9 protein-coding genes and 1 other annotated feature are annotated in these 14,078 nt (G+C 27.4%); of the genes, 8 read left to right on the top strand and 1 reads right to left on the bottom strand.

The annotated features are described in order from the left end of the window. Positions 1–4: 4 nt before the first annotated feature. Both nrdG and KQI30_RS09825 read left to right on the top strand, forming a co-directional pair. Positions 5–502 (top strand): anaerobic ribonucleoside-triphosphate reductase activating protein, encoded by a 498-nt coding sequence (gene nrdG, locus KQI30_RS09830; protein WP_216463128.1) that lies wholly within the window; start codon positions 5–7, stop codon positions 500–502. Positions 503–1,123: 621 nt separating this feature from the next. Continuing rightward, positions 1,124–1,489 (top strand): ArsR/SmtB family transcription factor, encoded by a 366-nt coding sequence (locus KQI30_RS09825; RefSeq protein WP_216463127.1) that lies wholly within the window; start codon positions 1,124–1,126, stop codon positions 1,487–1,489. A 4-nt stretch (positions 1,490–1,493) separates the two neighbouring features. Here the strand turns inward: KQI30_RS09825 and KQI30_RS09820 are convergent, their stop codons facing one another. Beyond that, the gene (locus KQI30_RS09820) at positions 1,494–2,129 is read right to left on the bottom strand and encodes an MBL fold metallo-hydrolase (protein WP_216463126.1); all 636 of its coding nucleotides are present in this window, start codon (positions 2,127–2,129) and stop codon (positions 1,494–1,496) included. Positions 2,130–2,230: 101 nt separating this feature from the next. Between KQI30_RS09820 and KQI30_RS09815 the strand changes: the two genes are divergently transcribed. From KQI30_RS09815 to KQI30_RS09790, 6 genes are all read left to right on the top strand, one after another. Beyond that, entirely contained in the window at positions 2,231–3,247 is a 1,017-nt protein-coding gene (locus tag KQI30_RS09815; RefSeq protein WP_216463125.1) for a CPBP family intramembrane glutamic endopeptidase, read from the top strand. Positions 3,248–3,420: 173 nt separating this feature from the next. After that, entirely contained in the window at positions 3,421–3,576 is a 156-nt protein-coding gene (locus KQI30_RS09810) for a zinc-ribbon domain-containing protein (protein ID WP_044036168.1), read from the top strand. Between the two features lie 103 nt (positions 3,577–3,679). Then, positions 3,680–3,897 (top strand) — a binding site (T-box leader). A gap of 45 nt (positions 3,898–3,942) precedes the next feature. After that, positions 3,943–7,050, top strand: a complete 3,108-nt coding sequence (gene ileS, locus KQI30_RS09805; RefSeq protein WP_216463124.1) for an isoleucine--tRNA ligase — start codon at positions 3,943–3,945, stop codon at positions 7,048–7,050. Between the two features lie 440 nt (positions 7,051–7,490). Beyond that, positions 7,491–8,492 (top strand): LacI family DNA-binding transcriptional regulator, encoded by a 1,002-nt coding sequence (locus KQI30_RS09800; protein WP_216463123.1) that lies wholly within the window; start codon positions 7,491–7,493, stop codon positions 8,490–8,492. Positions 8,493–8,663: 171 nt separating this feature from the next. Then, positions 8,664–11,912, top strand: coding sequence for an AAA domain-containing protein (locus tag KQI30_RS09795; protein ID WP_216463122.1), 3,249 nt, complete (start codon positions 8,664–8,666; stop codon positions 11,910–11,912). A gap of 182 nt (positions 11,913–12,094) precedes the next feature. Further along, complete coding sequence (locus KQI30_RS09790; protein ID WP_216463121.1) at positions 12,095–14,053, top strand: DUF7657 domain-containing protein; 1,959 nt, start codon at positions 12,095–12,097, stop codon at positions 14,051–14,053. Positions 14,054–14,078 lie beyond the last annotated feature (25 nt).

Genomic DNA, 14,078 nt, shown 5'->3' with positions numbered 1-14,078 from the left:
GTATATGGAGAAGATAAGAGTTGGTGGTATAATAGATAACTCATTAGCCAATGGAAAAGGTCTAAGAACGGTACTTTTCTTATCAGGATGTCTTCATAAATGTGAGGGATGTCATAATAAGGAGTTACAGGACTTTGATTTTGGTGTAGATATGACTGAAGAAGAAATTTTTGCACGAATTGAAAAGAATGCAGGTGTTATAAAGGGAATAACTTTAAGTGGTGGAGATCCTATGGAACAACCAGCTAAGTTAATAAATTTGTGCAGAAAAATTAGAGCTTTAGATTTGGATATATGGTGTTATACTGGATACTCTTTTGAAGAAGTTTTAAAATCAGAGGAAAAATTAGCTTTACTTAAAGAAGTTGATGTATTAGTAGATGGAAGATTTGATTTAAAACTTAAATCAGAAAAGGTAAAGTATAGAGGATCATCAAATCAAAGAATAATTGATGTTAAAGAATCATTAAAAACAAATGAAATAGTTGAAATTATTTTTTAATATATATAAGGAGGTGTTGCATTAACAAATGAAAAGCTGTTAATGCGACACCTCCTTTTATTATGGCACCGGTCAAGGCACAATTTAGTGTACAGTTAAGGCAGTTCACAGTGCACTGATATACACCTGTGCCTTGTGCCCTCATACCTGTTACCTGATATTCTATTTTGATGAAAAAACTGCCGCACTCTAATCTCTAACTACTTTGTGTGACAGCCCCTTTTTTAGAGATTTTTTTTATTTAAATACTGAAGTTTGTGTTATAAAATAGAATTTAAATACATAATAAATATGAGATGTTAAATACAAATTTTAAATTGTAATTGACATTACAGTATTATAATATTTTATATATGAAAATAGAATTAGCTAAACTATGAATTGTAAACTATAAATTGAGAAATGCTAATTGTGAAATGTAAACTATGAATTGTCTGAAATGCGACTGTTTGAATTGTAAATTAAGATAGAGGTATTATGGATAAAATAATAATTATAATTTAATATTATTGAAGTTTTCCAATTTTTTCACAAAAAATAATGGAGAAATACATGGATAATATAGTATACTTATTAATAGTATAACAAAAGATAAAGTCTAAGTAAGGAGGAGGTATATTAATGAATAATGTGGATTTATGTCAATGTAAAGAGGTGCATGAACAAGCGGTAGAAGAGATAAAAGAATCTATTCCAGATAAAGCTGTTGTTCAAAAACTAGCGGAACTATTTAAGGTTTTTGGAGATGGAACACGATTAAAAATAATTTATGCGTTACTTCAAAAAGAATTATGTGTTTGTGATATATGTGAAATAGTAGAAATGAGTCAATCATCAGTATCTCATCAATTGAGATTGTTAAAAACAACAGGTCTGGTGAAATATAGAAAAGAAGGAAAAACTGTTTATTACTCATTAGATGATGAACATGTTAATAGTATATTTAGTGTAGGGTTATCACATATAAAACATAAGTTAAATCTATAAATTTTTACAATAAGCTTTTTAAAAGAATTACGTTCTCATTAGGAAAAGATGATTCATTGATTTCTATAGTAGTATTATTAATTTTATTACAAGAATCTATATAAATAAGAAACTTGTCTATACTATCAAGGTAAGGTGATGAAGGAGATTTATATAACATTGGAATGGAAACTTTTGGATTTATTAATTTTAATATTTCAAAAGCTGTTTTGCCACTTATAGTGAAGTTGTCACCGATAGGAATCAATAGTATATCGATATTTCCTAATGCAGATAACTGTTCTTTTGAAGGTATATGTCCTAAATGACCAAGATGAGTTATATTTATATTATCAAAATAGTAAGAGAAAATTATATTGTCACCTCTTAAGTGTCCCTTATAGGTATCTTGAAAAGAAGAAAATCCTTTAATTTTAACATCGCGGAAAGAATATTCACCACAGTGATATATAGGAGGAAAAGTGCTATTTATAAACTTATAGTCATCATATTCTGAATAAGTATTATTAAATGTTACTATATCAATTGAAGAGTTTTTAAATATATCATTGTAAATTTCTTTAGTAGGGCTTGTTAATATTTTTGTACCTAGGGATGTTTTGATAACAAAGGTTGATTTATCAATATACTCAATAATCATATAGAACTAATCTCCTTATATTAGAATATAACATTAGTTTAAGCAATATATAATAAATTATACAAAAATAATAAACTAATATATAATGAATGGAAGTGAATGTGTTGAAGTCAATAATAGATAATTTAAGAAAACCTAATGTTTTTAAGGGTAATATAGCTTTTATGATATTTATGATTGTAGGAATGTTTGCAGGAAATATACTAAAATTTTTATTAATCGATATCATACATATACAAAACTTTACTAGAAATGAATCTTATATATATGCAATTCAATTAGGAACAAATCAAGTAGTTATTCTAGGTGGTGTTGTATTATTATATTTCTTAATAACTAGAGAAAAATTTAAAGATGTCATAACTTTTAGAAAAATAAAAGGTGCTGATATATTCTATATTTTTCTAATAACAGTAGTTACAAGACCGCTTATAGGAGTTATAAGTATGGTAACATCACATTTTACTGTTGATGGACCAATGGGTGAAGTAATGAATATATTAAGTAAAATGCCATTTTTAGCTATGTTCTTTGTTGTAGCAATATTACCAGCATTTTTTGAAGAATTTTTAATGAGAGGGATAATAGCAAATAACTTTAAGCAAAGATATAGTTTATTTGCTGCAGCATTATTTAATGGGATACTTTTTGGTATATTCCATATGAATTTTGAACAAGGATTCTTTCCTATACTTTTAGGATTTATAGCAATATATCTTATGTATTATACACAATCTATTATTGCACCGATGTTATTACACTTTTTTAATAATGGAACATCAGTTATTTTAACATATTTATTAACATTGCTACCAGGAGATGTAACAAATGCAGATGTAGATACATCTGCGATGATATCATCACAAAACCAAAATGTTGCTTATTATATATTATTAGGTATCTTGGCAATTGGTGTTGTAGTGTTATTTGGGTGGTTAACATATCTTCTTGTAAATCTTATCAAAGAAAGAAATGAAGAAAGATGGATGGAGAGTAATGACTACAAAAAGTTAGATGGAGAAAAGGTACCTTTTTCAAGAAAAATAGTAGATTATATACCGTTTATTATCACTTTAATAATTTATTTTTATAATGTTAAAGATCAAATAAGGTTTTAATAAAAATATTAAAAATAGTTGAAAAATTTTAAATACTATGCTACAATTAGGTAACAGTGTTAGATAACACGGTGAAAATAAAAGATGTAAAGATTTAAATAGATAATAATTTTCTCCATTATTTAGAGAATTTGTTAATCGTGTCTAAATCTTTAATGATGGAGGAATTTTAAATGGCTGATAAGAATTTAGTATGCAAAGATTGCGGAGCTGATTTCGTATTTACTGAAGGAGAACAAGCATTTTACAAAGAAAAAGGATTCGAAAACGATCCAGTAAGATGCCCAGCTTGCAGAAAAGCTAGAAAGCAACAAAACAACAGAAGATAATTTTATCTTCTTTGATTAGACCGTAAGGAAACTTTACGGTCTTTTTCTATTTTAAATAATTGACATGAAAAGTATATTGAAGTATAATTTTAACCAAATAGTGAAAAAAGCGTTGAAAAGGATAAGTACTTTACTTAGGTTACTAAAGCGATTAAGGGATGGTGTGAGCCTTATAGGGAAGAGTAAAGGAAAATCACCTTGGAGCATGGCACTGAAATTTTAGTAAGTGACCACGTAATTCTACGTTACAGAATAGTGCATGATTGTGCATGAATTAGACACATATTAGGTGGTTACGAGTGTAATAGCTTCGTCCTTTTAGGGCGGAGTTTTTTTATTATTATTTTATTGAAGGGAGACAAAATTATGTACAAAAAGATGGATAATAAGTCTTTTGTAGAGATGGAACAAGATGTTATAAAGCTTTGGAAAGAAGAAGACGTTATTAAGAAAAGTTTTGATGCAAATCCAAAAGGAGAATATTTTACTTTTTATGATGGACCTCCAACTGCAAATGGAAAACCACACGTAGGTCATGTATTAACAAGAGTAATGAAGGATCTTATTCCTAGATATAAAGTAATGAAAGGATATAAGGTTATCAGAAAAGCTGGATGGGATACTCATGGGTTACCAGTTGAACTTGAAATAGAAAAGAAACTTGGGATATCAGGAAAAGAACAAATTGAAGATTATGGTGTAGAAAAGTTTACAAAAGAATGTAAAGATAGCGTTTTCACATATGTTTCTATGTGGGAAGAGATGACTAATAAAATTGGTTATTGGGTTGATATGGAAAATCCATATGTAACTTATCATAATTCATATATAGAATCAGTATGGTGGGCATTAAAGCAAATGTGGGATAAGGATCTTTTATATAAAGGTCATAAGGTAATGCCATATTGTCCTAGATGTGGAACTGGATTATCTTCTCATGAAGTGGCACAAGGTTATAAAGATGTTAAAGATTTAACAGCTGTAGCTAAATTTAAGGTAGTTGGAGAAGAAAATAAATATATACTTGCTTGGACAACTACTCCATGGACTTTACCTTCTAACATAGCATTATGTTTAAATAAGAGTTATGATTACATCGAAGCTAAAGTTGGTGATGAAATCTTAATCTTAGCTAAAGAATTAGCACCAAAGGTTTTAGGTGAAGACTACGAAGTTGTTAAGGAATTTAAGGGGTCAGAATTACTTGGAACTAAGTACGAACAATTAATGCCATTTGTAAAACCAGAAGGAAAAGTTTTTGAAGTTATCCACGGAGATTATGTAACATTAACAGATGGTACTGGTATAGTACATATAGCTCCAGCTTATGGTGAAGATGATAATATTGTTGCAAAAGCTAATAACATGGGATTCTTAAATCTTGTTGATGCTGAAGGAAAATTTGTTAAAGAAGTTACACCTTGGGCAGGAAAGTTTGTTAAAAAGTGTGATGAAAGTATTGTTAAATACTTAGAAGAAAATAACAAGTTATTTAAAGCTGAAAAACATACTCACTCATATCCACATTGTTGGAGATGTGATACTCCACTTTTATATTATCCAAGAGAAAGTTGGTTTGTAAGAATGACTTCTCTTAGAGATAAACTTATAGAGAATAATAATAAAATAAATTGGTATCCAGACAATATTAGAACAGGTAGATTTGGAAAGTTCTTAGAAAATGTTATTGACTGGGGTATTTCAAGAGATAGATATTGGGGAACACCACTACCAATATGGCAATGTGAATGTGGTCACAGAGAATGTATTGGTAGTATAGCAGAACTTAAGGAAAAAGGAATCGATGTTCCAGACGATATAGAACTTCATAAGCCATTTATAGATAATGTTCATTTAAGATGTGAAAAATGTGGTAAGGAAATGACAAGAACAGCAGAAGTTATTGATTGCTGGTTTGACTCAGGTTCAATGCCATTTGCTCAATTACATTATCCATTTGAAAATAAAGAACTTTTTGAAAAGAATTATCCAGCTCAATTTATTTCAGAAGCTGTAGACCAAACTAGAGGATGGTTCTATACATTACTTGCTATATCAACAGCAATATTTGATAGAAATCCATTTGAAAATTGTATAGTTTTAGGTCACGTTCTTGATAAGAAGGGCTTAAAAATGAGTAAGTCAAAAGGAAATGTTGTAGCTCCTCAAGATGTTCTTGATACAGTAGGTGCAGATGCTACAAGATGGCATTTCTACACAGCAAGTGCTCCATGGCTTCCAACAAGATTCTCTAAAGAAGATGTTGAAGAAACTCAAAGAAAATTCTTAAGTACTTTATGGAATGTATATTCATTCTATGTGTTATATGCTGACTTAGATAACTTTGATGCAACTAAATATGCAGACTTTAAGTCAGAACATGTAATGGATAAATGGATATTATCAAAACTTAACACATTAATAAAAATAGTAGAAAACGGATTAGAAAACTACAATATAACAAATGCAGCTCTTGCTATAGAAGATTTTGTAGATGAGTTATCTAACTGGTATGTAAGAAGAAATAGAGCAAGATTCTGGACTACAGAACTTAATGATGATAAGATTGGTGCTTACACAACTTTATATAGAGTTTTAGTTACATTATCAAAGGTAGCAGCGCCATTTGTACCATTTATGACAGAAAATATATATCAAAGCTTAGTGGTATCTTTAGATAGTAATGCTATAGAAAGTGTTCACTTATGTAAATGGCCAGAATATGATGAATCTGTTGTTAATGCTGATTTAGAAAGAGAAATGGATTTAGCATACAAAATAGTTAAACTTGGTAGAAGTGCTAGAAACGGAGCTAATATCAAGAACAGACAACCACTTGGTGAAATGTTAGTTTCAATTACTTCACTACCTGAATACTATGGAGACATAATAAAGGAAGAATTAAATATAAAGAATATAGTATTTGGTGCAGATCTTTCAGAACATGTTAATTTTGAAATAAAACCAAACCTTCCTGTACTTGGAAAAGCATATGGAAAACTTATACCTGCTATAAGAAAAGCTTTAGCTGAGATGGATCAAATGAAGTTAGCTCAAGATATTAATAGTGGAAAAACTGTTACTATAGATGCTAATGGAACTTCTATAGATCTTACAAAAGAAAGTTTACTTGTTACAATGAAAGGACTAGAAGGCTTTGCCTTTGCTGGAGAAGGAGAAGTTGGTGTAGTTCTTGATACTCATATAACTGAAGAATTAAAGGAAGAGGGTTACTTAAGAGAAATTCTTTCAAAAGTTCAAAATATGAGAAAAGAAAGTGGCTTTGAAGTAGCAGATAAAATAAAATTATATGTAGCTAATAATGAAATGTTAGAAACTATAATTAAGAAATTTGAAGATGTTATAAAGAGAGAAACTTTATCAGAAGTTGTAGTATATAATGAAAATAGAGAATATGCAGTAAGCAAGATAAATGGTGAAGAATTATCTATGGCTGTAGAAGTAATAAAGTAATATAACAATATAGAAAAGGGCTATCACGATGATAACTAGATTTTGTCAGAGTGAGGCCCTTTTGTTAATTCACAATTTGAAATTAAGATAAAAATTTCTTAGGTTGTAAGTGCGGCGTCATTAGTTTGTTATTGAAAACTATGAATTGTGAAATGGAAATTGTGAATTATTGAAATGTTTTTTATGATAATACACATAATATTGTATGAAAAAATGTGATACATTAACAATATCGAAAATATGTATAGACAAAATTGAAAAGTTTATGTAAAATATTTTATGAAAACCTTTAATAGTAGCTATATGCTAAATATTTTATGAAAACTTATGAAAATGAATTGTAAAGATTATGATTTGAAAATGAAATATAATTAATAAAGAATGAAATTAATAATTCATTGAATATAATTATTAATAATAAAGAATGGAAGTGGTTATAAATGGTTGCATCAATAAAAGATGTGGCAAGAGAAGCAGGTGTATCTATTGCTACGGTTTCGAGAGTTTTAAATGAAGTTGATGTTGTTAATGAAGAAACTAAAAAAAGAGTAATGGAAGCAATAAAGAAACTAGGGTACAGACCTAATATAGTGGCTAGAAGTTTAAAAACACAAAGAACAAAGACAGTAGGTATAGTTATGCCAGATATGTCATCAGCATTTTATCCAGAAATAGTTAGAGGTGCTGAAGATGTAGCTAATATATATAACTATAATATAATTTTATGTAATACAGACTTAGATACAGGAAGAGAAAGAGATTATTTAAGAGTTTTAAAAGAAAAGATGGTAGATGGAATTATATACATGTCTAATTCATTAGCTCCTGAAATCTTACAATTAACAAAAGAGTTAGATTTACCAACAGTTTTAGTAGAGACTAATGATGATGAAAAAATATTTCCAAGTGTAACAATTGATAATGAAGGAGCAGCAGTTGATGCTACATCATATCTTTTACAAAAAGGAAATAAGTCAATAGCATACATAGGAACACATTATGAAGTTAAAAATGCATCAGCTAAGAGATATTTAGGATATAAGAAGGCACTAGAGGATGCTGGTATTAAAGTTGATTCTTCTAAAGTTGTATTTACTGGATTAAAGGCAAAACATGGAGAAGAAGCTATAGAAGAATTAACAAGAAGAAATGTAAAATTTGATGCTATAGTTTGTGGTAGTGATGAACTAGCTATGGGTGCTATAAATAAGATGAGAGAAAAAGGAATTAAGGTTCCTGAAGATGTAGATGTAGTAAGTTTCAATAATACATATGTAGCTTCAATTTATTATCCTAAATTAACAACAATAGATCAACCATCTTATGATATGGGATCTGTAGGTATGAGAATGTTAATAAAGATAATTAATAAAAAGCCATTAGATGTAACACAATATGTATTACCACATAATTTAATAGAAAGAGATTCTTGTAAAAGATAGATATATTTATAGAAGTCTCATAGGAAATTTGTAAAATATACAGATTTTCTGTGAGACTTCTTTTTTATTAGTTATAAAATGACGTAATAAAACCTTTGAACAAATTTACAAAAAATGGTAAAATTATAAACATATTAATGAATCTAAACAATATAATAATAGGTGATGGATATGGATAAAGGGAATATGTTAAGATTGCAAAGGTTAATAAGTTATTTAATTCATAAGGAAAATATAGAAGATGGATATGAGAAAAATCTTATTTGTGAAGATAAATATATTTTTTATATACCTGATGAAATGAAGAATAGTGATAAGTCTATTGGGAGTAAATATATATCTATTTATGAAGATGATAAAGAATTTAGTAAGGTGAAAAGGTTTCTATCTTTTATGGAAAAGGAGGGGACATTATATCAAGTTGTATTAGTACAAGGTACATTCAAAATAGATGATAAAAAAAAGTATCCTATTACTTCATATGAAGTAGAGTTAAATTACAATAAGGAATGTAAATCTATAGATGTAAAAATAAGCTCATTAGTAACAATAGAGATTAATGATTTATTCTTGAAGTTAGGGTATAAAGATAAAAGCTGTATAGATAAAAAATATATGAATTTAAATGAAGAATTGATTGTATTAAGAAAAAGTAAAAACAAGTTACTTTTAGATGAAGGTAAAAAAATGCTAAAGTTTATTGATAATAGCATTAAAAAGGAAAGAAAAATTACTTCGGCTTTAAGATATACATTTAAGTGGAATAAGTATGAAAATGATAAAGAGGGTTCATGTATAACTCCATATAGTTTAAATAATGAAGAAAATAAGTTTATATTAGATATAAATAAGTATGGCTCAGGAGTATTAGAAGGCATAAGTGGTAGTGGTAAGACTTATGCAATAATATCATTGATAATAGATAATATGTTACAAGGAAAACGAATTTTGGTTACGTCAAAAAGTTCTTTAGCGTTAATGGATATAGAAAAGAAGATTCCTAAAAATATGAAGCCTTTATCAATATTTATCGGTGATGATAATTTATCTGAAATAAGAGATAGTATTTCTAAATATAGTAGTATTGATGGTAATCAATATGAATTTTATAGAAATGCTAAGGAAGCTAAAGAATTAATGAATGTGAAGGTGCCATTATCATTTATAGATAGAATAAAGAATAAGTCTAATGGTTGGATAGAAGATGATTTAACATATAAGAAAGTGTGTCCTATTACCAATGAAGAAATGAAGGAGTTTTTAGATATACTTAAAAATAATAATGTTGATGACATAGAGCTATATCTAGGAAATATTACGATTTTTGAAGAGATAGGTACTAAGTATGAATTAGTTTTAAAAGTTAAATCAATGAAGAAGTTAAAGGATAAGCAAAAGCAGTATATAGATATTCTTAATAAGTGGAATATTAAAGAATTTAATTCTAATGAAATAAGAAATACGGAAATATTAGCTGTAGAATATGAAAAAGAATTGGATCAGTTTAAAGAAAATTTTCCTAGAGAGTTTTGGAATAAATATATTAGCGATATAGAATTTCAAAGTAATTTAATAAATAATATAGAATCCTCAATAGATTTAATATTGTCTACCAATGAAAAGTTGAAATTAGTAAGGGAAAAATTTATAAGTTCAAGTGATAATTATTATCTTCAATTAAAAAAATCTAAGGAGTACATTAGCTTTTTAAAGGATAAGTATATATTAAGAAAAAATGAAGATTATATTGTAGATGAATTATATAGAAAAACTAAATCACTAAAGGTTGTTAAAACAATAATAGATGATTTGATAGAGGTAGAAAAAGATATTCTTGTTCTAGATAAATATATGGAGCAGTATTTTTACAAGTATGGATACGAAAAAAATGAAAAATATACAATGAAAACTATTAATGACATAATTGAAGTATTTAATAGTTGTAAAGAGATAGCTAGTTATCAAAGTAAAGGAGATAAAATATTAAATTCAATGAAGAGTGTTAAGTTTATTGGTAAACTTGATGTTTTAAATGGAGATTTATCAAGAGAGTTAACAAAACTGAAGATTGCTGTTGATAATAAAAGAAATGAGATTGAATTAAGTGCTATTTTTAAAGGAATAATGCTAAAGATACATGGAAACGAGAAGTTTTCAAAGTTGTATGATGGGTTGAAAAATTTAGATGAAAAACTTGTAGAATCTGGATTTGATGACTTGAAAGATATATTTAGTATAAAAAATGTAGCTATGAAGTATAGTTACTATATTAATAGATTGAAAAGTGTAATGCCATTAACATTATGTAAAATTCTTATGTCATCAAATAAAGAAAATTATTTAGATATAGAGGAAGCTTTTTATGTAAAAAAAGAAAAAGGTAAATACATAGATTTAGTGAATCGGTTGGAAAAAATTAAAGGCAAAAACTTAATAGATATGTATATAGATAATAAGAGTAAGTATTTAATGACATTTTGTAATGGTAAAAAAGAAAATACTCTACAATGGATAGATGCCTTAATTAAGATTGGAAAAGGAAGAAGTAAAAAATATTATAAGTATATAGAAGAAGCACAATCTTTGATGGGAAAGGCAATAGAAGAGAATTATCTTTGGTTAGTTAACTTAAAAAAAGTAAGAGAAGGAATGGATATAAGTAAGACTTATTTTGATCTTGTTATAGCAGAAGGTGGAGAAGCATTAACATTGAAAGAATTAGGACTACTGAATTTAGGTAGGGAAATAGTTATTGTAGGTGGAGATGGTTATAAAGAACAATATGAAGGGGATAGTCTTTTGAAACAAGTTTATTTAGATGAAGAAGATAAGGTTATGATAAATTCAAGTCTTTTAGAATTTTCAAAGCAATCATTGCCTATAAAATATAAGTTTGCTGAAAATTATAGAAGAAATTTATTTATGAAGAAGATATTTGTAGGCGGTGTAAGAGAAGAAAAGAAGAATATAAATATAAAGGAAGCCGATGAAATTATTAAACATATTAGAGTTCAAATGAAGAAATATAAAAAGAAAAGATACAGCATAGGAATTGTATCCTTAGGAGGAGAAGAACAAAAAAACTATATTAATTCTAGAATTAATCAGTGCTTTAATAAGGAAATTGATGAAGGGTTAGATATTTTTGTTGGAGATATAGATGATTTCTATTTAATTGAAAAGGATGTAATATATTTATCTATGGTAATAGGAGAAAATAGAAGATTTCTACCATTAAATAAGAATAAGGACTTCTTTAGATTTTCATATATATTAACTAGAGCAAAGAAGGAGATAAGGCTTTTTTACTCTGTACCTGAAGATAAGTTAAATGTAGTTTGTGCTAGGAGAATGTTGTTAAATAGTTTTCAAGAAGATGATATTGCCAATTTATTTAAATGTTATAGTTATAGAAAATAAAAGTATTGTATATGGAACTGAGAAACACTAAAATTAAGTTGTGTCTCAGTTTTTTTATTTTTATATTAAGATAAAAGTTGTATAATATAAAGGCAATTGTTTATGGTAGAAATATCAAATGGAAATTGTGGTTTTTTGAATATTGAGGTATACTTTAATAAATAATATTAATAGGAGAAGATATGAAACAAAAGAAAATTAAAAAACTAAACTTGGCAGCCAATATAGTTAATATTATAATAAAATGGAGATTTATTATAGCTATTATAGTATTTGGATTATGCGTAGCGTTAAAAATACATGGAAGTTCCATAGGGATGTGGGATGATATAGTAAAGGAGAAAATTAACCCCAAAGAAGAAACGGTAATTATGGGTAAGAATAGACCTATAAGAAGTGATGAGTGGTTAGTAGAATCTACATATTATTTTGCTCAATCAATGAGTGAAGAATATTATCCGTTAATAAATAAAAATGTAACTACAAGTGGTCAAAATATGATTATGTCATATAATGCTCCAGTATCAGATATTACAGTTATAGGGAAACCTTTTAATTGGGGGTTTCTGATTTTAGGAAAAGAATATGGTTTATCATGGTATTGGGCATTTAAAATGATTGGATTAATTTTATTATCTTATGAGTTAGCAATGATATTAACGAGAAAGAATAAAGTTTTATCTTTAGTTAGCGCATTTTGGATAACATATTCACCAGCTGTACAATGGTGGTTTATGCAGCATGTTGGAGATTTGGTGTTTTTTACTATAGCAATAATAGTATCGTTTTATAAGTATTTTCAAAATCATAGTAGTATTAAGTATAGAATTATAAATTCTATAATTTTTATATCTAGTGCAATTGGATTTGCATTAGTAATATATCCTGCGCTTCAAGTCCCATTTGCATATTTGATAATTGTTTTTATGATACTCATATATTTGAAGTTTAGAAAAAATAGTAAGCTTAATAAAGCAGACTATGTATTAATGACATGTATTGTTGCAATTATATTTTCAGTATTAGTATATTTTATTTATACGTCATATGATGCTATTGTTTTGTCATTAAATACTATATATCCAGGAAAAAGAGTATCATTAGGTGGAGAAATAGAGTTATTTCAATTATCAAGTTTTATGTTGAATACATATATACCATTTAGAGATTTTACTATAGGTGGGTTAAATAACTGTGAGATCAGTTCATTTATTAATTTTTTTATTGGAAGTAGTATAATACTTTTTGTATCTATGAGAAAGAAAAAAGTCGATACAGTAGGAGTTACATTATTTGTACTTTCAACATGTCAATTAGTATGGTGCTTTTTCAAATTTCCAAAATGGTTTGCGAAAATAACATTTTTAAGTTATGTTCCTAGTGCGAGAATGAGTTTGATGTTTAATTTTACAGCAATGCTTTTTTCAATATGGGCTATTGGGTTATTATTTAGAGAAAAGTTATTTTCTAAAAAATCAGGATTAGTTATAGCTATAATTAATTTGACATTTTATGTGGTATTAATACTTTCATCATATTTTGTTGAATATATTTCGATGAAATGGTATGGTATTTTATTTCTGATATATCTTGTTATAAATGTAAGTTTATTTTGTAAACTAAAAAGAGTTTTTTATATTTCGATGATGATGTTAATTATGTTGTCAGGTATGACAGTAAATCCTTTAGCACATGGAGTAGGGGCTATATACAATAAAACATTATCAAAAGCTATTATTGATATTTCAAAAGAAGATCCAAATGGAGTTTGGGTTACAGAAGGTGGAGAAATTAATGGAAGTTATGTCTATGCTAATGGGGCAAAGGTTTTTAATGGAATTCAGTTTTACCCTGATATGGATAAGTGGAAAAAAATAGATAATGAATATAAAGATGCTTTTTATTATAATAGATATGCTCATGTTAGAGTAGATTTGATTGATAGCGAGACTAATTATAATTTGAACGGGCTAGATTCTATTACTGTGAATATGAATTTAGATGATTTACCTAAGGCTAATATCAAATATGTAATTACTACAAGAAATTTGCAAAGAGAGTTTTTAGGATCTAGTATTGAATTTGAAAAAATTTATAATAGCGATGTAGATGGTATAAAAATCTATAAAGTGCTATATTAGGGGAATAATGAAGTTGTTAGAGGAG

This window comes from Clostridium bornimense, assembly GCF_018917145.1.
In the GTDB taxonomy this organism is placed as follows: Bacteria; Bacillota; Clostridia; order Clostridiales; family Clostridiaceae; genus Clostridium_AN; species Clostridium_AN bornimense_A.
This window is presented reverse-complemented; position numbering and strand designations above follow the sequence as displayed.

Bases quoted from the DNA above. Each gene is read 5' to 3' on its own strand.
- KQI30_RS09825 (WP_216463127.1), top strand. From the start codon at position 1,124: ATGAATAATGTGGATTTATGTCAATGTAAAGAGGTGCATGAACAAGCG.
- KQI30_RS09795 (WP_216463122.1), top strand. From the start codon at position 8,664: ATGGATAAAGGGAATATGTTAAGATTGCAAAGGTTAATAAGTTATTTA.
- ileS (WP_216463124.1), top strand. From the start codon at position 3,943: ATGTACAAAAAGATGGATAATAAGTCTTTTGTAGAGATGGAACAAGAT.
- KQI30_RS09820 (WP_216463126.1), bottom strand. From the start codon at position 2,129: ATGATTATTGAGTATATTGATAAATCAACCTTTGTTATCAAAACATCC.
- KQI30_RS09810 (WP_044036168.1), top strand. From the start codon at position 3,421: ATGGCTGATAAGAATTTAGTATGCAAAGATTGCGGAGCTGATTTCGTA.
- KQI30_RS09800 (WP_216463123.1), top strand. From the start codon at position 7,491: ATGGTTGCATCAATAAAAGATGTGGCAAGAGAAGCAGGTGTATCTATT.
- nrdG (WP_216463128.1), top strand. From the start codon at position 5: ATGGAGAAGATAAGAGTTGGTGGTATAATAGATAACTCATTAGCCAAT.
- KQI30_RS09790 (WP_216463121.1), top strand. From the start codon at position 12,095: ATGAAACAAAAGAAAATTAAAAAACTAAACTTGGCAGCCAATATAGTT.